The sequence below is a fragment of the Nocardia sp. NPDC019219 genome, from assembly GCF_040632645.1.
Lineage (GTDB): Bacteria > Actinomycetota > Actinomycetes > Mycobacteriales > Mycobacteriaceae > Nocardia > Nocardia sputorum.
In genome coordinates this window covers 108,062-129,830 of the sequence record NZ_JBEYCG010000022.1, presented here as the reverse complement: position 1 = coordinate 129,830, position 21,769 = coordinate 108,062, and the positions used below count along the sequence as shown (strand labels likewise).

Annotated in this window: 21 protein-coding genes; 14 read left to right on the top strand and 7 right to left on the bottom strand. The window is 70.1% G+C overall.

Features of this window, described 5'->3' with window-relative positions:
- Positions 1 to 135: 135 nt before the first annotated feature.
- Positions 136 to 1,323, bottom strand: coding sequence for an MFS transporter (locus ABZ552_RS31270; protein ID WP_281916666.1), 1,188 nt, complete (start codon positions 1,321 to 1,323; stop codon positions 136 to 138).
- 136 nt (positions 1,324 to 1,459) lie between these two features.
- On the opposite strand from ABZ552_RS31270, the gene ABZ552_RS31265 reads away from it, so the two are divergent.
- Positions 1,460 to 1,951 (top strand): MarR family transcriptional regulator, encoded by a 492-nt coding sequence (locus ABZ552_RS31265; protein WP_281875454.1) that lies wholly within the window; start codon positions 1,460 to 1,462, stop codon positions 1,949 to 1,951.
- A gap of 44 nt (positions 1,952 to 1,995) precedes the next feature.
- Here the strand turns inward: ABZ552_RS31265 and ABZ552_RS31260 are convergent, their stop codons facing one another.
- Positions 1,996 to 2,421, bottom strand: coding sequence for a plastocyanin/azurin family copper-binding protein (locus ABZ552_RS31260; RefSeq protein ID WP_281916667.1), 426 nt, complete (start codon positions 2,419 to 2,421; stop codon positions 1,996 to 1,998).
- A gap of 41 nt (positions 2,422 to 2,462) precedes the next feature.
- Between ABZ552_RS31260 and ABZ552_RS31255 the strand changes: the two genes are divergently transcribed.
- The 7 genes from ABZ552_RS31255 to tsaD all read left to right on the top strand — a co-directional run bounded on the left by ABZ552_RS31255 (position 2,463) and on the right by tsaD (position 9,669).
- A complete protein-coding gene (locus tag ABZ552_RS31255; protein WP_357441515.1) occupies positions 2,463 to 3,908 on the top strand; it encodes an NAD(P)H-hydrate dehydratase in 1,446 nt (481 codons plus the stop codon).
- A gap of 806 nt (positions 3,909 to 4,714) precedes the next feature.
- Positions 4,715 to 5,818: an alanine racemase gene (alr, locus tag ABZ552_RS31250; protein WP_281875450.1), complete on the top strand. Its 1,104-nt coding sequence runs from the start codon at positions 4,715 to 4,717 to the stop codon at positions 5,816 to 5,818.
- Positions 5,815 to 6,900, top strand: coding sequence for an alpha/beta hydrolase (locus tag ABZ552_RS31245; RefSeq protein ID WP_357441513.1), 1,086 nt, complete (start codon positions 5,815 to 5,817; stop codon positions 6,898 to 6,900). The genes alr and ABZ552_RS31245 overlap by 4 nt, the downstream gene beginning before the upstream one ends.
- Positions 6,893 to 7,348 (top strand): tRNA (adenosine(37)-N6)-threonylcarbamoyltransferase complex ATPase subunit type 1 TsaE, encoded by a 456-nt coding sequence (gene tsaE / locus ABZ552_RS31240; protein WP_063021363.1) that lies wholly within the window; start codon positions 6,893 to 6,895, stop codon positions 7,346 to 7,348. The genes ABZ552_RS31245 and tsaE overlap by 8 nt, the downstream gene beginning before the upstream one ends.
- A 55-nt stretch (positions 7,349 to 7,403) precedes the next feature.
- On the top strand, positions 7,404 to 8,120 hold the full coding sequence (gene tsaB / locus ABZ552_RS31235) for a tRNA (adenosine(37)-N6)-threonylcarbamoyltransferase complex dimerization subunit type 1 TsaB (protein WP_281916670.1): 717 nt from the start codon (positions 7,404 to 7,406) through the stop codon (positions 8,118 to 8,120).
- Positions 8,121 to 8,125: 5 nt separating this feature from the next.
- Complete coding sequence (gene rimI / locus ABZ552_RS31230) at positions 8,126 to 8,629, top strand: ribosomal protein S18-alanine N-acetyltransferase (RefSeq protein ID WP_281875444.1); 504 nt, start codon at positions 8,126 to 8,128, stop codon at positions 8,627 to 8,629.
- Entirely contained in the window at positions 8,626 to 9,669 is a 1,044-nt protein-coding gene (gene tsaD / locus ABZ552_RS31225) for a tRNA (adenosine(37)-N6)-threonylcarbamoyltransferase complex transferase subunit TsaD (RefSeq protein WP_281875443.1), read from the top strand. The genes rimI and tsaD overlap by 4 nt, the downstream gene beginning before the upstream one ends.
- A 60-nt stretch (positions 9,670 to 9,729) precedes the next feature.
- Here tsaD and ABZ552_RS31220 read toward each other — a convergent pair whose 3' ends face one another.
- Positions 9,730 to 11,262, bottom strand: a complete 1,533-nt coding sequence (locus ABZ552_RS31220) for an Hsp70 family protein (RefSeq protein ID WP_357441510.1) — start codon at positions 11,260 to 11,262, stop codon at positions 9,730 to 9,732.
- A gap of 584 nt (positions 11,263 to 11,846) precedes the next feature.
- Between ABZ552_RS31220 and groES the strand changes: the two genes are divergently transcribed.
- Together groES and groL are read left to right on the top strand one after the other, a co-directional pair.
- Positions 11,847 to 12,149, top strand: a complete 303-nt coding sequence (groES, locus tag ABZ552_RS31215; protein ID WP_028479292.1) for a co-chaperone GroES — start codon at positions 11,847 to 11,849, stop codon at positions 12,147 to 12,149.
- Between the two features lie 222 nt (positions 12,150 to 12,371).
- Complete coding sequence (gene groL / locus ABZ552_RS31210; protein ID WP_357441509.1) at positions 12,372 to 13,982, top strand: chaperonin GroEL; 1,611 nt, start codon at positions 12,372 to 12,374, stop codon at positions 13,980 to 13,982.
- 217 nt (positions 13,983 to 14,199) lie between these two features.
- Here the strand turns inward: groL and ABZ552_RS31205 are convergent, their stop codons facing one another.
- The 3 genes from ABZ552_RS31205 to ABZ552_RS31195 all read right to left on the bottom strand — a co-directional run bounded on the left by ABZ552_RS31205 (position 14,200) and on the right by ABZ552_RS31195 (position 15,754).
- Positions 14,200 to 14,451, bottom strand: a complete 252-nt coding sequence (locus ABZ552_RS31205) for a hypothetical protein (RefSeq protein WP_281875440.1) — start codon at positions 14,449 to 14,451, stop codon at positions 14,200 to 14,202.
- 1 nt (position 14,452) lies between these two features.
- The gene (locus ABZ552_RS31200) at positions 14,453 to 15,028 is read right to left on the bottom strand and encodes a sigma-70 family RNA polymerase sigma factor (protein ID WP_159839569.1); all 576 of its coding nucleotides are present in this window, start codon (positions 15,026 to 15,028) and stop codon (positions 14,453 to 14,455) included.
- 432 nt (positions 15,029 to 15,460) lie between these two features.
- Positions 15,461 to 15,754 (bottom strand): WhiB family transcriptional regulator, encoded by a 294-nt coding sequence (locus tag ABZ552_RS31195; protein WP_039796164.1) that lies wholly within the window; start codon positions 15,752 to 15,754, stop codon positions 15,461 to 15,463.
- 626 nt (positions 15,755 to 16,380) lie between these two features.
- Here ABZ552_RS31195 and ABZ552_RS31190 point away from each other — a divergent pair.
- From ABZ552_RS31190 to ABZ552_RS31180, 3 genes are all read left to right on the top strand, one after another.
- A complete protein-coding gene (locus ABZ552_RS31190; RefSeq protein ID WP_357441507.1) occupies positions 16,381 to 17,268 on the top strand; it encodes a hypothetical protein in 888 nt (295 codons plus the stop codon).
- Between the two features lie 130 nt (positions 17,269 to 17,398).
- Positions 17,399 to 17,977: a sigma-70 family RNA polymerase sigma factor gene (locus tag ABZ552_RS31185; protein ID WP_039795737.1), complete on the top strand. Its 579-nt coding sequence runs from the start codon at positions 17,399 to 17,401 to the stop codon at positions 17,975 to 17,977.
- Positions 17,970 to 19,139, top strand: coding sequence for an anti-sigma-D factor RsdA (locus ABZ552_RS31180; protein WP_281875438.1), 1,170 nt, complete (start codon positions 17,970 to 17,972; stop codon positions 19,137 to 19,139). Before ABZ552_RS31185 ends, ABZ552_RS31180 begins: the two co-directional genes overlap by 8 nt.
- Before the next feature lie 236 nt (positions 19,140 to 19,375).
- On the opposite strand, the gene ABZ552_RS31175 is transcribed toward ABZ552_RS31180, so the two are convergent.
- Positions 19,376 to 19,789, bottom strand: coding sequence for a DUF5319 domain-containing protein (locus ABZ552_RS31175; protein WP_039795739.1), 414 nt, complete (start codon positions 19,787 to 19,789; stop codon positions 19,376 to 19,378).
- A 225-nt stretch (positions 19,790 to 20,014) separates the two neighbouring features.
- Between ABZ552_RS31175 and guaB the strand changes: the two genes are divergently transcribed.
- Positions 20,015 to 21,559 carry an IMP dehydrogenase gene (gene guaB / locus ABZ552_RS31170; RefSeq protein WP_281875436.1) on the top strand — a complete coding sequence of 515 codons (1,545 nt, stop codon included), beginning with the start codon at positions 20,015 to 20,017 and terminating at the stop codon, positions 21,557 to 21,559.
- Positions 21,560 to 21,769 lie beyond the last annotated feature (210 nt).

The following is a 21,769-nucleotide window of genomic DNA, read 5'->3' as shown; positions in this document are numbered from 1 at the left end:
GGGGGGGGGGCGCGGGCGCGGGGCACGCCGTTCCACACCCCCCGATCGGGCCCCTACCCGCTCCCTGTCCTCTCGGCCCGGGGCCGGCCCCCCCGGGGGGCGCGCCCGCTGCTCCACTCCGGGGACCCCGGTGGTCTACGCGTGCACGGCGGCCAGGGGCTCGTCCGGGACGACGGGCGTCGCGCGGCGCTCGAGACGTCCGGACAGCACCGCGAGCAGCAGCGCCACCAGGACCAAGCCGACGCCGACCCAGTTCGGTGCGGTGTAGCCGAAGCCTGCGGCGATCACCACGCCACCGAGCCAGGCCGACACGGCGTTGCCGAGGTTGAACGCGCCGATGTTGACCGCGGAGGCCAGGGTGGGCGCGCCCGCCGCCTGGTCGAGGACGCGCTTCTGCAGCGGCGGGACGGTCGCGAACCCGAGCGCGCCGATCAGCACCACCGTGACGGCGGCGGCGATCTTGTCGTGGGCGGTGACGGTGAACAGCGCGAGGACGAGCGCGAGCCCGCCGAGGGTGAGATACAGCATCGGCATCAGGTGGCGGTCGGCGAACTTGCCGCCGATCAAGTTGCCCGCGAAGAAGCCGAGGCCGAAGAGCACCAGCAGCCACGTGACCGAACTCTCCGCGTAGCCGGTGACCTCGGTCATCATGGGCGCCAGATAGGTGATCGCGGCGAATACGCCGCCGAAGCCGAGCACCGTCATCGCCATCGCCAGCAGCACCTGTGGGTTGCGGAACACCGCCAGTTCGGGGCGTAGCCCGGCGTTCGCGGAGACGGGCTGACGTGGCACCAGCGCCGCGACGCCCACCAGGCCGATCACGCCGATCAGCGCGACGAACAAGAAGGTCAGCCGCCAGCCGAAGTGCTGACCGAGCAGCGTCCCCAGCGGCACGCCCACCACGGTGGCGACGGTGAGCCCGGTGAACATGATCGCGATCGCACCGGCGCGCCGGTCGGCGCTGACCAGGCTCCCGGCGACCACCGAGCCGATGCCGAAGAACGCGCCGTGGGCCAGCGACGCCACGATGCGCCCGGTGAGCATCAGCCCGAAGGTCGGCGCGACGGCGGACAGGACGTTGCCGAGGACGAGCAGCGCCAGCATGCCGAGGAGCATGCGTTTGCGCGAGACCCGGGTGCCGAGACCGGTCATCAGCGGCGCACCCGCCACCACGCCGAGCGCGTAGCCGGTGACCAGCAGACCCGCGGTGGGGATGGTCACCGCGTAGGTGCCCGCGATGTCGGGCAGCAAGCCGACGACGACGAATTCCGTCGTTCCGATGGCGAATGCCCCGAGCGTCAGGGCGAGGAGTGCGAGGGGCACGGGAGCCTCCACAGTATGGTTGCGTCAGATCCTTACGAGCGTCAACAATAATTGCAAACGCTCTTTAATTGCAAACGCGGGCTATTGTCGGCTCTGGCTATCCTGGAGGCACGAATCCCGACGCGAAGGAACGCCGATGACCGCGGATGCCGCCCTGACCGGCCTCGCCGATGGCTGGTACGCACTCTCGCTGCTGCACGACCGGATCGAGGCGCACATCGAGCGGGCCCTGCAATCCGGGCACGATCTGAGCGTTCGTGAGTACTCTCTGCTGGTGGTCCTCAGCCGCCAGCACGACGGGCCGGGCGGGCACCTACGCATGAACCAGGTCGCCGAAGCCGTGGTGCTGAGCCAGAGCGCCACCACACGGCTGGTCTCCCGGCTGGAGGATCGCGGACTGCTCCAGCGTTACCTCTGCCCCGACGACCGTCGCGGCATCTACACCGACGTGACCCCGGCGGGCCTGGACCTGCTCGAGCAAGCCCGGCCCACGCACGACGCCGCACTCGCGGGCGCACTCGGTCAAGCCGCCGCCAACTCGGAGCTCGCTCCGCTCGTGGCCGCGGTCGAAGCGCTCAACACCAGCTCCGCTCGGGGCGCCCGGCCCCGGGACTACCGCCCGGTGTGATGCTCGGCGGTCCCGGTTCGGTCGCTCGGCGAGCTGTTGCTCCGCTAGCGGACCGTGACCGTCCCGCGCATCTCCGGATGCAAGGAGCAGAGGTAGCGATAGGTGCCGGGCGTGGTGAAGGTGTAGCTCCACTCGCCTTTGTCGAAAATCGGGCTGTTGATGCCCATCGCCTTGTCGCCGATGCCCTGCACGGAGTGCGGGACCTTGTCGTCGAATTTCCAGGTGACCGTGTCGCCGACCTCGACGGCGACCTCGGCGGGCGAGAATTTCATGTCGTCCACGGCGACGGTGGCGGCGGCGGGCTTGCGCTCGCCGGTCTGCGGAGCGGTGGTCGTCGGCCGGGCCGGTTTTCTCGTGGTGGTGGCGGCCGAATCGGGTTCGCCGCCGCCGCAGCCGGACAGCAGCAGCGCGCCGGCCAGGGCGACTCCCGTGACGACGCGGACGGTCCTGGTGCGGCGGACGCTTGGCATGATGGCCAAGCGTAGTAGGCCACACCGACGGAGGGAGCGGCATGTCCACGCAGCGGGGCTTTTTCACCGTAGACCAGGTGCGCGCGGCGGAGGCCGAGTTGTTCACCCGGGTGCCGGACGGTGTGCCCATGCGCCGCGCGGCGCACGGCTTGGCCACGGTGGTCGCGGGCGAACTGCGGGAGCGCACCGGCGGTGTCGCGGGACGGTCGGTGACCCTGCTGGTCGGCTCCGGCGACAACGGCGGCGACGCGCTCTGGGCGGGAGCGCAGTTGCGCCGCCGCGGCGTCGCGGTCACCGCGGTCTTGCTGGATCCGCGGCGGGCGCACGCCGAAGGACTCGCGGCGCTGCGCAAAGCGGGTGGTCGAGTCGCGGACGGCGTCGGCCACGCCGACCTGGTGATCGACGGTATCGTCGGCATCTCCGGTCGCGGGCCGCTGCGGCCGCGCGCCGCGGAAATCGTTGCGGCGCTGGAAGCGCCGATCGTCGCGGCCGATCTGCCCAGCGGCGTCGGCCCGGACACCGGCGCGATCGAAGGACCGGCCGTCCGCGCGGACGTCACGGTCGCCTTCGGCGCCTACAAGCCGGTGCACGCCCTCGCCGCGGCGCAGTGCGGCCGGATCGAATTGGTTCCCATCGGCTTACGTCTTCCAGAAGCGGGTCTCGTCGCGCTGGAGCCTGCATCGATCGGCGACGCGTGGCCGGTTCCCGGCCCGGCCGACGACAAATACACGCAGGGCGTGACGGGCGTATGCGCCGGTAGCGCAACCTATCCGGGCGCCGCCGTGCTGTGCGCGGGCGCCGCCGTGGCGGCCACATCGGGCATGGTGCGCTATGCCGGGAGCGCGGCCGCCGAGGTGCTCGACCACTTTCCCGAAGTGATCGCCACGGAGGAGGTAGCCGCGACCGGTCGCGTCCAGTCGTGGGTCTTCGGTCCTGGCGCGGGCACCGGCCCCGACTCCAGCGAGCGCCTGCGGGAGATCCTGGCCACCGACCTCCCGGTGGTGATCGATGCCGACGGCCTGACGCTGCTGTCCGCGCAGCCGGAATTGGTGCGCGAGCGCGCCGCCCCGACCGTCCTGACTCCGCACGCGGGCGAGTTCGCCCGCCTCACCGGACGGGAGGTCGGCCCCGACCGGGTGGCCGCGGTCCGCGACCTGGCCGAGGCCTGGCAGGTCACGGTGCTGCTGAAGGGCCGCTCCACGTTGGTCGCCGCCCCCGGCCGTCCCGTGCTGGTCAACGAGGCGGGCGGTTCATGGGCGGCGACCGCGGGCGCGGGCGACGTGCTCTCGGGCATCATCGGAACGCTGCTGGCCGCGGGCCGGGATCCCGGCTGGTCGGCCGCCGCGGCCGCACGAGTACACGCGCTGGCCGCGAACCTCGCCGCCCACGACGGCGCGCCCCAGGGAGCCCCCATCTCGGCGAGCGTCCTCGCCGCGCACGTCCGTCCCGCGATCGGCGTCCTGCGCGGCCTCGCCCATCCCTTCTGACCGGTTCGCACGCGGTCAGCAGCAGCGTGTGGCCTGTGCCCGGGCGCAGACGGGCGGCCGCGCTGGCCGTCCTCTCGGAAGAACGACTGGCCGAACTCGGCGAACCCAACCGCTCCCGCACCCTGGAAGGGGCCGCTCCAAGGCATCGGCTTTCGCGTGGGTGGTGAATCAGCCGCAGGCATAGTCCGTTCGCGCTGAGCCGAGGAACCGGGCGCCGAGCCCGAACGCGGGATCGGCACGCCCGATCCGAAGTACCGGAGAACGCCTACCCGCCCGTCTCGCCGAGGCGGTACGCGAGCCCAGAGCATGCGCCGATCAGCCGCGAAGCACGCAACGGCAAGGTCGGCTGGTGATCGGATGTGGGTCGTGTCGAAGTACCCATGGCTCGGTGAAAGCGGTGGACGATGCGTGTCGGTAAGGAATCGACGGCTGCCCGGCAAGCCAGCCCTTTCGCGCCGCGCTCGCCGCGCTACGACTTCCGTGCGTTGCCGACGGCACGCCAGCCGGGTCGAACGGGTCCGTTGGGCAGTGTCCGGCGCATTGTGCTGCGCGTACCGGCGTCGATGTGATCGGTGCTGGTCGTGGCGCTCGGCACACCGGGCCGTACGCCGTCCGAACCGATTGGAACCTGAACCGAGCACGCCAATAGACTCGACCGGAACCAACGCACCGACTGATTTCGAGAGCACATGGGTAACTCGCCGGGCACGCCCAGCATCCAGGCGGCACCGAACGCAGGACCTGAACGCGAATCCAGCGCGGCCGACTGGTACGGCCTGAACAGGCGGAGAGGCGGCACAGCGCAAGTGGAAACGGTCATCGACCTCGACGCCATCGCCCACAACGTGCGGATCCTGCGGGAACACGCGGGCGACGCCGCGGTGATGGCGGTGGTGAAGGCCGACGGCTACAACCACGGCGCGGTAGAGGTGGGCCGCGCCGCCCTCGCGGCGGGCGCGGCCGAACTTGGTGTCACGACCGTGGGCGAGGCCGTCCAATTGCGCGCGGCCGGGATCACCGCGCCGATCCTGTGCTGGCTGCACAACACGGATACCGATTTCGCGCCCGCCGTGGCCGCCGACGTCGAGATCGGGATCTCCTCGCCGGCCCACCTGCGCGCGGTCGAGGCCGCGGTCCGCGACACCGGTCGTCCCGCAACCGTCACGCTGAAGGTGGACACCGGCCTGAACCGCAACGGCGTCTCGCCGAGTGATTACCCGCAAGTGCTGACGGCGCTGCGCGCTCTGGTCGACGAGCAGGCGGTGCGCTTCCGCGCGATCTTCTCCCATCTCGCGCACGCCGACGAACCCGAGCACCCCAACAACGACGTGCAACGCGCCCGATTCCTGGACGCGATCGCCACGGCCAAGGAGCACGGCCTGGAGCCGGAGCTGGTGCACATCGCCAACTCCGCCGCCACCCTGACCCGTCCCGACCTGGCCTTCGACCTGGTCCGTCCGGGCATCGCCATGTACGGACTGTCGCCGATACCGGACGACGATTTCGGCCTGCGGCCCGCCATGACGTTCCAGGCCCGGGTGGCCCTGGTCAAACGCGTGGCAGCCGGCGAGGGCGTCTCCTACGGACATCAGTGGATCGCGCCGCGCGATACGACTGTCGCGTTGATTCCCGCGGGTTACGCCGACGGCGTGTTCCGCCCGTTGAGCGGACGATTCGACGTCTGGCTCGGCGGAGCATTACGCAGGAATGTGGGGCGGGTGTGCATGGACCAGTTCCTCGTCGACCTCGGTGACAACCAGGCGGGTGTCCAGGAAGGTGACACCGCCGTTCTCTTCGGTACGCGACCGCACGCCCAAGATTGGGCGAACCTGCTCGGCACCATCCACTACGAAGTGGTGTGTTCGCCGCGCGGCCGGGTCACCCGGCGCTATACCGGTGGCGTCCGATGAGCCGCTTCCGGGTGACCCCGCTGCGCGGCGGGCTGGCCACGGTCGGTGTCGTCGGTGCGCTGGCGGGCGCCCATGCCCTGCGTCGCGCGGGTGCGCGCGTGCTGTGGCCCGCCCGGGGCGACGACTACCGCGACGAGAACTTCGCGCTGATCGATGCCGACCGCGCGGGGACGGTGCTCGCCGACGACGGCGTGCCCCTGGCCACGCGGGCCTGCGGCCCCGACGACGCACCGGTGACCGTGCTTTTCGTGCACGGCTTCTGCAACAGCATGGCGTCCTTCCATTTTCAGCGTCGTGACCTGGAGAAGTTGTGGGGCCCACGGGTTCGCATGGTGCTGTTCGACCTGCGCGGGCACGGCCGTTCGGGCGTGCCGAGCACGGCGAGTTGCACCGTCGGCCAGCTCGGCCACGACCTCGTCGCGGTACTGAACGCGACCGCCCCGGCCGGACCGGTGGTGCTGGTCGGGCATTCGCTGGGCGGGATGGCGATCCTGGCCGCGGCGGCGCGCTATCCGGACCTGTTCGCGGCCAGGGTGATCGGGATCGCACTGCTGTCGACCGCGGCTGCCGGAGTCGCCAGGGCCGGTATCGGGCAGCTGTTGCGCAATCCCGCGATCGACGGCTTCCGGCTGGCGGTACACACCGCGCCCGCCCTCGTGCAGGCGGGTCGCGTCACCGCCCGGCAAGTGATCACGCCTTTCCTGCACGTCAGCTCGTTCCACGGCCCCGTGAGCCCGACCCTGTCGCGCTTCACGACGCTGATGATCGACCAGACGCCGGTGGCGACCATCGTGAAGTTCCTCCAGGCCATCGAGCTGCACGACGAGTCGGCGGCGTTGCCCGCGCTGGCGGGCACTCCGGCTCTGGTGCTCGGCGGCGGGCACGACCTGGTGATCCCGTTCCGCAATTCGCGGGCGCTGGCCGCCGCGCTGCCCGATAGCGAGCTCATCCGGCTGGACGGCGCCGCGCACATGCCGCATATGCAGTACCCGGACATCGTCAACGCCGCGCTGGATCGACTGCTCGTGCGGGCGGGCGCGATCGACCCGTCGGCAGACGCCTCGGAGGTGGCCCGTGGCTGATCCGGGTCATCGGGTGTTGCCAACGGTCGCCGACACCGAGGCACTGGGCCGGGAACTGGCGACGAATCTGCGCGCCGGGGACCTGGTGGTGCTGGACGGTCCGCTCGGCGCGGGCAAGACCGCGCTCACCCGTGGCATCGCCGCGGGGCTCGGCGTGCAGGGCCGGGTCAGCTCGCCGACGTTCATCATCGCCCGCCAGCACCGCGCCGGGCAGCGCGAGGGCGGCGGCCCGGCGGTGCCCATGGTGCACGTGGACGCCTACCGGCTCGGCGGCGACCTGGACGAGCTGGACGCGCTGGATCTGGACACCGACCTGCATCAGGCGGTGGTCGTGGTGGAGTGGGGCCGCGGCGTGGTGGAGCACCTCGCGGAGCGGCACCTGCGCGTCGTGCTGTCGCGCGAGCCGGATTCGGATGTGCGCACCGCGATCTGGGAATGGGTGGGTTAGCTCTCAGGTAGCTCTGCATCGGTGCCGCCTACCACCCGGTATCGTTGGCCCAATCATGCTTGTACTAGCCGTCGACACCGCGACACCCGCCGTCACAGCGGGACTGGTGGACCTGGAGCAGGGCGCCGGCGCGGCGGATCCCGTCCGGGCACGCACCGTCGCCTCCCGGGTGCGGGTCGACCCCCGTGCCCACGCCGAGGTGCTCACGCCGCAGATCCTCGAATGCCTCACCGAGGCAGGTCGTTCCAGAACCGACATCGACGCGATCGTGGTCGGCGTCGGCCCGGGTCCGTTCACCGGCCTGCGGGTCGGCATGGCCACCGCGGCCGCCTTCGGTGACGCGCTCGGCATCCCGGTGTACGGCGTGTGCAGCCTCGACGCGATCGCCGCCGACGCGGCCGTCGACCCGGCCGTGCCGCCCCCGGTCGAGCTGTCGCCCGAAGCCGAGCTGCTCGTGGTGACCGACGCGCGGCGGCGCGAGGTGTACTGGGCGCGGTACCGGGCGGGCGCGCGGGTGGCGGGCCCGGAGGTCTGCAAGCCCTCGGACTTGGACGCGGGCCAGGCCACCGCGATCGCCGGATCCGCTTCGCACGTCGACTTCTTCGATCTGCCGGTCTTGCCCGCCGAGACGCCCTCGCCCGCCGGATTGGTGCGCGTCGCCGCGCCCGGCCTGCTGTCGCGCAGCGTGCCGGAGCCGCTGGTTCCGCTGTACCTGCGCAGGCCGGACGCGGTCGAGAACGCCTATCGCCGGCTCGACCGGATGGGAGCGTGAGGTCCGTGACGATCCGGATCGCACCCATGGTGGCGGCCGACATCACGCGCTGCGTGGAACTGGAGCAGTTGCTGTTCCCGGAGGACGACCCGTGGGCCGCCGTGGCATTCCAGTCCGAGCTGGCCGGTCGGCACAACCGGTACATCACCGCACGGGACGAGGACGGGCGAATGGTGGGCTACGCCGGTATCGCACTGCTGGGTGACGCAGAACACCCCGAGGCGGAGGTGCACACCATCGGTGTCGATCCGGGCCGTCATCGCGCCGGCGTCGGCACCCTCCTGCTGGAGGCGTTGCTCGCCGAGGCGGACCGGCGCGGTGGACCGGTGTTCCTCGAGGTCCGCACCGACAACGCCCCGGCGATCGCGCTGTACGCCAAGCACGGCTTCCACATCATCGGATTGCGCAAGAACTACTACCACCCCAGCGGCGCGGACGCGTACACGATGCGCCGACCCGCGCTGACCAGCGACGACCGGTGGCGTACGCGGGACGAGGTGCTGTCGTGATCATCATGGGCATCGAAAGCTCCTGCGACGAGACCGGTGTCGGCATCGTCCGCAGGCACCCGGACGGCACCTGCGAACTGCTCGCCGACGAGGTCGCCTCCAGCGTCGAGCAGCACGCGCGCTTCGGCGGCGTCGTCCCCGAGATCGCCTCGCGCGCGCATCTGGAGGCGATCGTGCCCGCCATGCGCCGCGCGCTGTCGGCCGCGGGCATCGCGAGGCCGGACGCGCTGGCGGTCACCATCGGACCCGGCCTGGCCGGTGCGCTGCTGGTCGGCGTCGCCGCCGCGAAAGCCTATGCGGCGGCGTGGGATGTGCCCTTCTACGCGCTGAACCATCTCGGCGGGCATGTCGCGGTCGACACCCTCGAGCACGGGCCGATGCCGCCCTGCGTCGCACTCCTGGTGTCGGGGGGCCACACTCACCTGCTGCACGTCACGGATCTGTCCGAGCCGATCGTCGAGCTGGGCAGCACCGTCGACGACGCGGCGGGTGAGGCGTTCGACAAGGTGGCACGCCTGCTCGGGCTGGGTTTCCCCGGCGGTCCCGCGCTGGATGCCGCCGCGGCGAACGGCGATCCGCGCGCCATCGCCTTCCCCCGTGGCATGACAGGGCCGCGCGACCCGCGCTACGACTTCTCCTTCTCGGGCCTCAAGACGGCGGTGGCCCGCTACGTCGAAGCTGCCCAGCGCGACGGCGTCGCGGCGGAGGATCTGCCCATCCCCGATATCGCGGCCTCGTTCCAGGAGTCCGTCGCGGATGTGCTCACCATGAAAGCGGTGCGCGCGGCTCAGGACGTCGGCGTCGGCACGCTGGTGCTCGGGGGCGGCGCTACGGCCAACTCGCGAATCCGCTCGATGGCCGAGGAACGTTGCGCGGCGGCCGGTTTGACCCTGCGGGTGCCCAAGCCCCGGTTGTGCACGGACAACGGCGTGATGATCGCCGCGCTCGGCGCGCATGTCATCGCCGGCGGCGCGGCTGCCTCCCCGCTGACGGTCGCCACCGACCCTGGTCTGCCGGTGTCGGTCAGCATGGTCCGCTGACCTGCGCGGCCCGGCCGAACGGCCGGGGCGGCGAATCGGCGTAGCAGACGTGCGGCCGGATCAGTTCGGTGCGAGCAGTCCGGGATTCGACGCGGATCCCGAATTGCCCCGCAGCGGAAGCGGCAGGCTCGATCGCGCGGGCGCCTGGGTGGGACTCGTGCCCGGCGCCGTGGCGGTGGGCGCCGCGGACGGCGATGTCCGGCTCGACTGCGGCTCGGGCGAACCGCCCAGTGTCGCATTCGGGTTCCCGAACATCGGACCGAACAGCTCCGGGAACGGGATGGGCGGAAGGTTGGGATCCGGGCGCAGCGTGGGCTGCGTGGGCGTGGTCGCCTGCGTGCCCGACGGCCAGCCGGTCGTGCTCTGGGCCCCGTGTTCCGTGGTCGCCGGCGCGCTGCCGGTGCTGTCCGGCGTGCGGCCGTGCGGCGTGGTGGCCGCCGCGGTGGCGGACGGTACGGACGTCGCGGTCGGCAGTTGCGAGGCGCTGCTCGTCGTCCCGGCGGGGGAGACTTCGTCGTCCGCGGTGGGGGCGAACGTCTTGACTCCGTAACCGACGATCAGTCCGACCACCACGATCGCACCGGCCAGGGTGCCGAACACCTTGGTGACCGTCCCCGCGGGCGCGTCGCCGCCGAGCGCGCCCACCGGGAAGACCGAGGGCTGCGCCGAATCGGCCACCAGGGCCGCGCCTTTCGCGGTCACCGCCTCGGGGTCGGGCACGGTGAACACCGGGACGTCCAGCGCGGCGGTGAGCGTGTCGAGCACGGCGGGGATGTTGGCGCCGCCGCCGATGACCGCGACCGCCTGCGGTTGGCGCGGCGCCCGGGCGAACGCCGCCGTGACGAATCGCGCCAGGTCGCGCAGCAGGTCGGCGATCAACTCTTCGAAATCGGCTCTGGTCAGTTTCAGCGGGCGCCCGGCGACGTGGTCGATGGTGACCGCGGGCGCGATGGACAGGTGCTCCTTCGCCGCGCGGCCGCGGTTGGTGAGCATGCCGCGGTTCGGGCGGGTGCCGCGCCGGGCGAAGTGCAGGTCCACCAGATGGTGGTAGATCAGTTCGTCGATCGCCTTGCCGCTGACGGTCGCGGTGCGATCGGAACGGAGCAGGGAGCCGTCGGCCCGGTCGGCGACGGTGACGCTGAGCCCGGAGGCGCCGAGGTCGACGATGGCGACCGTCTCGTAGCGGTCCAGCAGGCCGGTGTGCCGCAGGTACGTCAGCGCGGCGGTGCCCTCCGGAATCAGCCGCAGCTCACGCTGTTTGCCGGTGGCCGAGCGGATGATCTGCGCCTGCTCCTTGGTGCGGTAGGCGACCGCGACGCTGGTGGGCGGGTGCCCGGTGATCGGCTCGAAGCCGCGTGGCCCGCCCGCGAAACGCCCACCGGCCGGGCGGATGATCTCGCGCGGAGGCTGCGTGGTCGGTAGCTGGGTGGTCATCAGCTCGATCGAGGAGGCCACCAGGTCACCGAGATCGGAATGGGCCGCGTCGGCCGAGACGACGCGGTAGTCGAAGCTCTGCATGCCGTTCGGCGCGGTGGAGACCAACGCCGAGCACACGACCTCGGCCCCGGCCGAGATGCCGAGGGACGTTCGCATGTTCACCTCCCTTCGAGCGGATGGTCATGGTGTCGCCGACCATCTCGAATGGACTGCCGGACCGCCGTATGGATGACGCGCGACCCGGACCGGGAAACGAACCGGCCCCTCGTCCGGGTGGGTCGCGGGGACCGGCCATGGATCACGTGTGTTTGCTCTCTGGTGAAGCTGGTGGTGCAACGATCTGCTGCGGCGCTGCGAGTTTCGGCGACGCTGTGGTACCCCTCCGCCGCCGCGCCGCCGCCCGCTGAGCGACGAACCTGGCGGCCGGACCGCAACCGTCGTCAATAGTGTCACAATCCGTTATCCGAACGTTACTGTTTCCCCGAACTTATCGCCAAGCCCGGAGCGTCGCCGGGCGCGCCGCGCAAAGTTGGCACCGCCCAGCCTTGAGCGCTGGCACTCTCATGTATAGAGTGCTAGTCGGCACTGTGTGTAGTGCTTGTGCCAGCAGCTTGACCACTGGGCAGGGGTCCCGGCACCCGCGACGACGGGGCTATGCGCAGGGTCAGCATCGTGACCAACCGACGAGTCCGGAACAACGGTTCCGGACGACCGAATCCCCTGAAAGTGGAGGGCTCAACGTGGCGAGCGTGAACATCAAGCCGCTCGAGGACAAGATCCTCGTCCAGGCCAACGAGGCCGAGACGACGACGGCCTCCGGCCTGGTCATCCCCGACACGGCGAAGGAAAAGCCGCAAGAGGGCACCGTTGTCGCCGTCGGTCCCGGCCGGTGGGACGACGAGGGCGAGAAGCGCATCCCGCTGGATGTCCAGGAGGGTGACACCGTCATCTACAGCAAGTACGGCGGCACCGAGATCAAGTACCAGGGCGAGGAGTACCTCATCCTGTCGGCGCGCGACGTGCTGGCCGTCGTCACCAAGTAGCCGATCGGGCACGCATGCGTTCCGCCCCGGTGTCTCGTGACCCGGGGCGGAACGCGTTCGGCGCCCACCCGGCACTGAACCCGCGGTGCGAGCGACGGGCCCGTAGGCGGCAGCCTGTGTAACCACGAAGGGCCCCGGGAGCACCGCTCATTGGCACAGCGGTGCGAGCGACGGGCCCGTAGGCGGTCCGGAGCGCCGCAATCCACTACAGGAGCGAATTCCATGGCAAAGCAGATCGAGTTCGACGAGAAGGCTCGCCGGGCTCTGGAACGCGGCGTCGACAAGCTCGCCGACGCGGTGAAGGTCACTCTCGGCCCGCGCGGACGGCACGTCGTGCTGGCGAAGTCCTTCGGCGGTCCGACCGTCACCAACGACGGTGTGACCATCGCGCGCGACATCGAGCTCGAGGACCCGTTCGAGAACCTCGGCGCGCAGCTGGTCAAGAGCGTCGCCACCAAGACCAACGACGTCGCGGGCGACGGCACCACCACCGCCACCGTGCTGGCCCAGGCGCTGGTCCGCGCCGGACTGAAGAACGTTGCCGCCGGCGCCAATCCGATCGCGGTCGGCTCCGGCATCGCCAAGGCCGCGGACGCGGTCTCCGAGGCGCTGCTCGCGCTGGCCACCCCGGTCTCCGGTGAGCAGGCCATCGCGCAGGTCGCGACGGTGTCCTCGCGCGACGAGGAGATCGGCGAGATGGTCGGCAAGGCGCTGACCACCGTCGGCAAGGACGGCGTGGTCACCGTCGAGGAGTCCTCGACGTTGCAGACCGAGCTCGTCGTCACCGAGGGCGTGCAGTTCGACAAGGGTTACCTGTCGCCGTACTTCGTCACCGATCCCGACAGCCAGCAGGCTGTCCTGGAGGACGTGTTCGTCCTGCTGCACCGCGAGAAGATCAGCTCGCTGCCGGACTTCCTGCCGCTGCTGGAGAAGATCGCCGAGAGCGGCAAGCCCGTCCTGATCATCGCCGAGGACGTGGAGGGCGAGGCTCTGTCCACCCTGGTGGTCAACGCGATCCGCAAGACGATCAAGGCCGTCGCGGTCAAGGCGCCGTTCTTCGGCGACCGCCGCAAGGCGTTCCTGGACGACCTGGCCGTGGTCACCGGCGGCACCGTGGTGAACCCGGATCTCGGTATCTCCCTGCGGGAGGCGGGCTTGGACGCGCTCGGCAAGGCGCGTCGCGTCGTCGTCACCAAGGACGACACCACGATCATCGACGGCGCCGGTTCCGCGGCCGACGTGGAGGCGCGGGTCGCGCAGCTGCGTCGCGAGATCGAGTCCACCGATTCCGACTGGGATCGCGAGAAGCTGGAGGAGCGGCTGGCCAAGCTGGCCGGCGGTGTCGCGGTGATCAAGGTCGGCGCGGCCACCGAGACGGCGCTCAAGGAGCGCAAGTACCGCGTCGAAGACGCGGTGAGCGCCGCCAAGGCCGCCGTGGAAGAGGGCATCGTGCCCGGCGGCGGCACCGCGCTGGTGCAGGCCGCGGGCAAGCTCGTCGAGCTGCGTGACTCGCTGTCCGGTGACGAGGCTGTCGGCGTCGAGGTGGTCCGCACCGCGCTGCAAGCGCCGCTGTACTGGATCGCCACCAACGCGGGCCTGGACGGCGCGGTGGTGGTCAGCAAGGTGGCCGAGGGCAAGGACGGCTTCAACGCGGCCACCCTCACCTACGGTGACCTGCTCACCGACGGCGTCGTCGACCCGGTGAAGGTGACCCGTTCGGCCGTCGTGAACGCGGCGTCGGTCGCGCGCATGGTGCTCACCACCGAGAGCGCAGTGGTCGACAAGCCCGCCGAGGAGCAGAACGAGCACGGCCACCACGGCCACGCGCACTGAGCCGGGCGCCGGGCAATCCGACCGGCAAGGCCCCCGAACCGCGTGGTTCGGGGGCCTTGCCCGTTCCGGCGACAGGCCACGGCCATGATTTCCGGCGACACCGAGAATGTTCCGAGCTCGACACGCTGTCCGCCGCGAAACCGAAAGGTTGTGCGGGACGATTCAGAGCCGTTCGGCCCGAACGCGCGGAGCGGGAAGACCTGGCGGGACGCCGGATTCAGCTGGCGACCGGCGGCTGTTCGGCGGCGATGGCCGCGAGTAGGCGAGCACGCAGCGACGGCGGCGGAGGGGCCGCCGTGGCTGTGGCGAGAGCGGAAAGCGCTTCTTTCGTGTCTCTGACTTCCTGGATGAACTCCGCGCGTAGCACGGGGTCCTCGCTGTCGAGCAGTTCCTGCACTTCCTGATGGTCTTCGTCGTCGATCGATCCGAGCGCGACGGTGTGCGCGAGATCGATCTGGCGTTCGTTCATCTCACGTCACCCCCAAACTTTTCTTCAGTCGTGTCAATCCGTCCCGAATCCGGGACTTAACCGTAGGCAACCCTACGTCGAGGTAGGTGGCTACCTCCGCATAAGTGCGCCCACCGTAGTAGGCGAGCGAGATGGCTTCTCGCTGGGTTTCGGTGAGTGTGGCGAGACCGGCGAGGACCGCCTGCTGTTCGAACCTGCGCTCGACCTCCTCGGTGACCTCGTCGAATTCGTTGCCGAGCACCCGGATGCCGTAGGCGACCTCGCGCTGGGTGTGGGCTTGCTCGGCGCGCACCCGATCGACCGCGCGCCGGTGGGCGAGCGTCATCAACCAGGTGACCGCGGAACCCTTCGCCGGATCGAAAGTCGAGGCCATCCGCCAGATCTGCAGATAGACCTCTTGCGTGGTCTCCTCCGCGTAGCCCGGATCGTGCAGGACGCGCAACACGAGACCGAAGACGCGCGCACACGTCCGGTCGTACAGTTCGGCGAATGCTTCCTGGTCGGCTCGGCCGCACCGATGTAAAAGCGCGGCGAGCTCGATACTTTCGGCTGCGCGTGCCGTAACCGCAGAATCCACCGTGGGTGGGAAGGCTTCTCTTCGGAACGAGTCGCCCTCTGCGGCCGACGGCCGCGTTGTCACAACGCTCCATTCTGTGTCATCGGTCACTACCGTAGCGCGCCGCTATGACCTCCCTTCCGCTGGGGTGCCCGCGAGTCCGTCACGCATCGGTGCCGCGTTGCGAAAAGCGTCGAGATGCCGGACATCTCGGAGGGGACACGCCGTGACACGCCGAGCGCTGTCGCGCCGTGCCGCGGAAACGGCAGATGCCCGGTTTCCGGCCTTCGCTCGGCGGCCGGCCGATCGAGGGTGACGATCGGAACCCACGCGCCGACCTCGGCGAGGAACCGATCACCGTGTCGCGTGAGCGGCCCGGCCGAAGCGTGTTGCAGTGGCCCGTTGTTTGCTAGGAATTCGACGCCCGGTGGCGTGCGGATGGGAGGGATTGATTCAGACGGCCATGCGGCGGCGGTTGCGCCGCGCGTGCATCTCGCGCTCGGTCTCCGACATCCCGCCCCAGATACCGTAGGGCTCGCTGACTTTCAGCGCGTGGGCGCGGCACTGCATGAGCACCGGGCAGGTGCGGCAGATCTCCTTGGCGCGCATCTCGCGCGCGGTGCGGGCTCGGCCACGTTCGCCATCGGGGTGGAAGAACACCGCGGAATCCTGCCCGCGGCACGATCCTCGCATCTGCCAATCCCAGACATCGGCGTTGGGTCCCGGGAGGTGGGTCGGCATGGGCATGGTGAACTCCTCGTGGTGCGAGCTCGTCAGCGTTGTCGAGCAGTTGTTCTGCAACAGTTGTGGGCCACGACGCCGGTCGGCGGGGGTACCCGGGGGGCTCGCCCTTCGTGGTCGCTGCAATTTCGCGCGGCGCCGTCCGTGGCGATGAGCTACGTTAGGTCCAGCCGCGAAATTCCGTCAATAGTTCGACGCAGCACTTTTCCAAATCTCGCGCTGTGAAATTTAACCTCCGAACTGTTTACTTTTCGCGCCGCTTCCGGCGATACTGTTCGGTTGGCCGGAGGCCCGTGGCTTCCGCACGGTCTGGGCGTATTGGCATCTCCGCAGGTAGAAGCGTTTTCTGTGTCGTGGCACCGCTTCGGTGCGGACGTCGCGCGTATGACGGCGGTCACCGCGGCGGCCGACGGCCTTCCCGGCGCGTGGATCCGAAGATGGCGGAAACGGGGCGCGCAGGTTAATTACGCGAAACGCGCATGAATTCCCGGCGCGGCCGCTCGGCGATTGCCGGGCCGAGATTTACCTAATGGAAACATCGGCCCGGTGGGGGAAATCCCGGTGGTTGCCGGCCTGTCGTCGATCACCTTTCGTCGTCCCGGCCCGCGCGCCGCACAGGATAGAGTGCGCCCGTGTTCGCGCCCGCTCCGTTCGCAGACCCTCACGTCGCGGTCCTCGCCGAGGCCGCCTTCGGCGCCGATCCGGGTCGCGCCGCCGCCGATCTACCGCCCGCCTCGGACGCGCTCGGCGGTTGGTATCGAGCGGTGGTCCTCGGCGGCCAGGGACGTTATGCCGCGGCGCGGGCCGAATTGCGAAGGGTATGCAACCACAGCCGCGACCCCGTTCTCCTCTCACTGGCGGGAAGTACGGAGGGTTCTTTCCTGCGTCAGCTCGGCTGGCACGAGCGCGCGGCGGCGTTCGACGGTCGGGCCGCCGCAACGATCCTCACCGCCGACGCCGGGACGGAGGCCGCGGCGGCGGGCGACGCTCCGCCGGAAGCAGGCGGATACCTTCCCAGCCGCGCCGACGCGATCTGCGACGCGCTCACCGGGCTCGCCGCCGACGCGCTCGGGACCGGGCGGCCGGCGCTGGCCGCGCGGCTGCTGCGCCGCAGCGCGTCGGCGGCACGGCAGTACGGAGCGGGCTGGCGTCCCGCGATCCGGCTGGGCTGGGTGTCCGCGGAAACGGCCTTGGCGGCAGGGGATTTCGAGTCGGCGGCGGAGCACGCGGCGGGCGCGCTGGAACTCGCCGGCCGATCCCCGTCGGTCCGCCATCAGGTCAAGTCCCGCCTGCTGGTCGCCGCGGCCGACGTGGCGCGCGACGCGCGCGGCGCATCCGGCGTCTCGGCCGAGGACGTCGCCGAGCAGTGCCGCGAGCACGGGCTGCTGCCGTTGCGCTGGGCATGTGCCATGCTCCGCGCCGGATCGGGCGCGGAGAACGCCGCGGTGGAGGCGGCCGAGTGCGCCGCCGTCATCGGCCGCGCCGGCGGCGCGTTGCGGCCCCTGGGCGACCTGCGGTGATCACGGAGTCCCCCGTGTTGCCCAGCTTCGGCCAACGGGTCGCTATTGTTAGATCCGTTCCGCCCCTTCGGTGGAAGCACTGGTCGTCACCGGACCGTGCCACTTTGTAACGCCAGGAATATCTCTGACGATGACGCACACGGGCGAAGAGTTGGACCTCGCCGTCGCTGCCGCTGCGCAGGGCGACAGATCCGCTTTAGCTCAGGTACTGGAGATGATCCGCCCGCTGGTGGTGCGCTACTGCCGCGCGCGGATCGGAGCCGCGGAGCGTGGGCAGCTCTCCGCGGACGACGTTGCGCAGGAGGTTTGCCTGGCTGTGATGACAGCCTTGCCCAGGTATCAAGACCAGGGCAGGCCCTTCATGGCCTTTGTTTACGGAATCGCTTCGCACAAGGTCGCCGACGCACATCGCAACGCCGCCCGTAACAAGGCGGAGGCGATGGCCGAAGTACCAGATGTCATATCCACCGACCAGGGACCGGAACAACGAGCTCTCGAATCCGAGACGAGCAGGCAGATGAACCGTCTGCTCGCGACGCTTCCCGAGAAGCATCGAGAGATCTTGATCCTGCGCTTGGTCATGGGTTTGTCAGCGGAAGAAACCGCAGTCGCCGTGGGCAGTACGGCGGGTGCGGTACGGGTGGCCCAACACAGGGCACTCGCGAAACTCAAGTCACAAGTGGCGAGGGCAGGTGAAATGTATGGCTAGGGATGGCGAGCGCGGTCGGGGTGACTGGAAGGCGCGGCTTGGATCGCGGAACAGCGGTCCCTACGCCGAGGCGTCCGGTGACACCGGCCCGGTCGACATCGCCGCGGTACGCCGCGACGATGCTCTGATCGATGCCATCGCCAGCGATGGTCCGGTGCACACCGACAGCGCCGAGGAGTATCAGCTCGCGACGTTGCTCGCGGATTGGCGAGCGGAGTTGCTCGAGGCTCCGATGCCGGCCGAACCGGACCTGGATGCGATCGTGGCCGCGGTCAACCAGGAGATCGGCGCGCGGCAGGTTCGCATCGGGGCGCACAACGGCGGGCGGCTGCGGCTTGTCCGTCCGATCATGGGCGCCGCGGCCGCGCTTGCCCTGGTCATCGGCGGTATGACGGCGTTCTCGTACAACGCGGAACCGGGCGATCCGCTATGGCGGGTCAAGGAGGTCGTGTTCAGCGAGCAGGCCCAGACGACGGTGGTGCAGCGTGCGGGCGACGATCTGAACGAGGCGTCGACACTGGTCACGCAGAACCCGTCGCAGGCGAAGGTGCGCCTCGAGCGCGCCAAGGAGAACGCCGCGCAGGTCAGCGATCCGGAGAAGCGCGCCGACCTGATGGCCGAGTGGGAGCGGTTGCTCGCCGAGCTGCGCAAGGTGAACAAGGAGCTGGCCGACCAGCTCGAGGCGACGGTGCCCAAGACCACCGATCCGCGCGCGACCCCGGGCACCAGTGCGACCACGAAGCCCGGCTCGTCGACGGGCTCGACGATCGTGCAGCAGCCGGGTGAGCCGACGAAGCCGTCCACCACCGTTGATGCGACCGCTCCGAACGGAGGCGGAACATCGAACAACGGCGGGACTCCGAACGGCGGAACTACGAACGGCAATGCGCCGACCACGGTGCCGCCGGTGACCACGGCCCCGCCGGTGACCACCCAGCCGCCGGCGACGGTGGAACCGACGGCGCCGCAGGAACCGCCGGTCACGGAGGTCAAGCCGCCGCCAACGGGCGGACCCACGGGAGACACCGGTAATCCGACGGCGCCGCAGCAGCAGCCGCCCACCGCACCGACACAGGGCAACACCGGCACCAACATTCAGCCGCCGACCTTCAGCGTGCCGGTCATCCCCAACCCGGGCTCGTTCGTGCCACCCGGTCGCTGACAGAAGAAATATCGGGCAAGGCAAGAACCGATCGCCAGCCAGGCGGTCGGCTTTTTGTCTTCCTGGAGCAGGTCTTCCCCGGCGAGGCCCAGCGAAGCGTGCTTCATCGGCGGGTCGGCCCGCTCGAGAACGCCGCCTTCGGCTTGTCGAAGTGATCGTGTGCGTCGAAAATCACAGTGGCAAGCGTCGAGTACGCGCGCCTCACAAGGCCCGCGTGCGTCTGGGTCGGACCGGTTTCAGCCGTCGAATCCGTCGAACCCGTCGCCGTGGAAGGCCTCGTTCATCGAGGCGTCCGCGTATCCCCGGCAGTAGTCCCAGGTGACATACGCTTCCGGCGTCGGGTCGTAGGCGGGCTCGTGCGGGCGGACCGTGCCGTCGACCAGCAGTTGCAGCAAGTTGGCGCGCAACATGTCCCAGTCGTGGTAGTGGTCCTGCCTGCAGTCTTCGCAGCTGACCACGAGTCCGCGGATACCGCGGTGGGCCAGCAGCGCCTCGTACACCGCGAGGTCGGCGAGATCCTCCTCGACCGCAAGGCGCTCGTGGGGATCCAGCGGTTCGCCGGGCTCGATGGCGTCGAGCGCGGCGGACGGGTCGGAGGGGTCTCCGGCGAACGGATCCGGCGGCAAGCCAGGTGGTAGATGGTCACGCACATCCCCACGGTACGCAGAACAGGGTGGTCTGCGCCAGCTATGCGGCCTGCCAGTTTCGGTGGTGGCCTCACTTCGTCGGCGAGTTCACCGGACAGATACCATGGAGCACAGGCTACGGCGGGTCCCGACCGCACCGCCGCCGCACCCACGTCCATCCCATCAGCCGTCACGGCGCCGGTTACCCCGGCGCCGGTCGCTATCGACGTCCAGGAGGGGTCGATCCGAATGAGTAATCCCGTATCGGGCGAACGAATCGCAGTCCGCCCTCCTACGGGTGGCGACGATCCGAACAAGATCGCCATGCTCGGCCTCACATTCGACGATGTGCTGTTGCTGCCTGCCGCCTCGGATCTCATCCCCAGCTCCGTGGAGACCTCCAGTTTGCTGACCAGGGAGATCCGCCTGCGCACCCCGCTGGTCAGCTCGGCCATGGACACGGTGACCGAGGCGCGGATGGCGATCGCCATGGCCCGCGCGGGCGGCATGGGCGTGTTGCACCGCAACCTCTCGGCGGCGGACCAGGCCTCTCAGGTGGAGACGGTCAAGCGGTCCGAGGCCGGCATGGTCACCGACCCGGTGACCTGCCGTCCGACCGACACCCTCGCCGAGGTCGACGCCATGTGCGCCCGGTTCCGCATCTCCGGTCTTCCGGTGGTGGACGAGACCGGTGCGCTCGTGGGCATCATCACCAACCGCGACATGCGGTTCGAGGTGGACCAGAACCGTCGCGTCGCCGACGTGATGACCAAGGCTCCGCTGATCACCGCGCAGGAGGGTGTGACCGCCGAGGCCGCGCTCGGGCTGCTGCGCAGGCACAAGGTGGAGAAGCTGCCGATCGTCGACGGCAACGGGCGCCTGCGCGGCCTGATCACCGTCAAGGACTTCGTCAAGACCGATCAGTACCCCAACGCCACCAAGGACCGGGACGGCCGCCTGCTGGTCGGCGCCGCGGTCGGCGTCGGCACGGACGCCTGGTCGCGCGCCATGACGCTGGCCGATGCGGGCGTCGACGTGCTGGTGGTGGACACCGCGCACGGGCATCAGGCGCAGGTGCTGCAGATGGTCACCAAGGTCAAGGCCGAGGTCGGCGATCGGATCCAGGTGGTCGGCGGCAACGTCGCCACCCGCGCGGGTGCGGCCGCCCTGGTCGAAGCGGGGGCGGACGCGGTCAAGGTGGGTGTCGGTCCCGGCTCCATCTGCACCACCCGTGTCGTGGCGGGCGTCGGCGCGCCGCAGATCACCGCGATCCTGGAGGCGGTCGCCGCCTGCAAGCCCGCGGGCGTCCCGGTGATCGCCGACGGCGGCATCCAGTTCTCCGGCGACATCGCCAAGGCCATCGCCGCGGGCGCGTCCACCGTGATGCTCGGCTCGTTGCTCGCGGGCACCGCCGAGTCGCCGGGCGAGCTGATCCTGGTCGGCGGCAAGCAGTTCAAGAGCTACCGCGGCATGGGTTCGCTCGGCGCCATGCAGGGGCGCGGCCAGGCGAAGTCGTTCTCCAAGGACCGCTACTTCCAGGACGACGTGCTGGCCGAGGACAAGCTGGTCCCCGAGGGCATCGAGGGCCGGGTGCCGTTCCGCGGCCCGGTCAACCAGGTGATCCACCAGCTGGTCGGCGGTCTGCGCGCCGCGATGGGCTACACCGGTTCGCAGTCGATCGCGCATCTGCAGGAGGCCCAGTTCGTGCAGATCACCGCGGCGGGCCTCAAGGAGAGCCACCCGCACGACATCACGATGACCGTCGAGGCCCCTAACTACACCGGACGGGGTTAGCCCACTAGGTTCATGTACAGGACCAACCGGTCCGTGCATGATGGAGCTTGCCCATCAACTGTGGCGGTGAGCAAGCTGTGCGGCAGTCGGCGGTGCTCTGTGCTGCCCGCCTGCCCCCTCAAGTGACCACTGAAGGCGCGAGTCTTACGAGCGCCGTTCGCGGCCCGGCTCGTGTGCGAGCGGGCGAAGCGCGTGCGCCGCAGGCGCGAG

Bases quoted from the DNA above. Each gene is read 5' to 3' on its own strand.
- ABZ552_RS31255 (WP_357441515.1), top strand. From the start codon at position 2,463: ATGTCCACGCAGCGGGGCTTTTTCACCGTAGACCAGGTGCGCGCGGCG.
- ABZ552_RS31220 (WP_357441510.1), bottom strand. From the start codon at position 11,262: ATGCGAACGTCCCTCGGCATCTCGGCCGGGGCCGAGGTCGTGTGCTCG.
- tsaB (WP_281916670.1), top strand. From the start codon at position 7,404: ATGCTTGTACTAGCCGTCGACACCGCGACACCCGCCGTCACAGCGGGA.
- groL (WP_357441509.1), top strand. From the start codon at position 12,372: ATGGCAAAGCAGATCGAGTTCGACGAGAAGGCTCGCCGGGCTCTGGAA.
- ABZ552_RS31180 (WP_281875438.1), top strand. From the start codon at position 17,970: ATGGCTAGGGATGGCGAGCGCGGTCGGGGTGACTGGAAGGCGCGGCTT.
- ABZ552_RS31185 (WP_039795737.1), top strand. From the start codon at position 17,399: ATGACGCACACGGGCGAAGAGTTGGACCTCGCCGTCGCTGCCGCTGCG.
- ABZ552_RS31245 (WP_357441513.1), top strand. From the start codon at position 5,815: ATGAGCCGCTTCCGGGTGACCCCGCTGCGCGGCGGGCTGGCCACGGTC.
- ABZ552_RS31260 (WP_281916667.1), bottom strand. From the start codon at position 2,421: ATGCCAAGCGTCCGCCGCACCAGGACCGTCCGCGTCGTCACGGGAGTC.
- ABZ552_RS31265 (WP_281875454.1), top strand. From the start codon at position 1,460: ATGACCGCGGATGCCGCCCTGACCGGCCTCGCCGATGGCTGGTACGCA.
- ABZ552_RS31195 (WP_039796164.1), bottom strand. From the start codon at position 15,754: ATGCCCATGCCGACCCACCTCCCGGGACCCAACGCCGATGTCTGGGAT.
- guaB (WP_281875436.1), top strand. From the start codon at position 20,015: ATGAGTAATCCCGTATCGGGCGAACGAATCGCAGTCCGCCCTCCTACG.
- ABZ552_RS31205 (WP_281875440.1), bottom strand. From the start codon at position 14,451: ATGAACGAACGCCAGATCGATCTCGCGCACACCGTCGCGCTCGGATCG.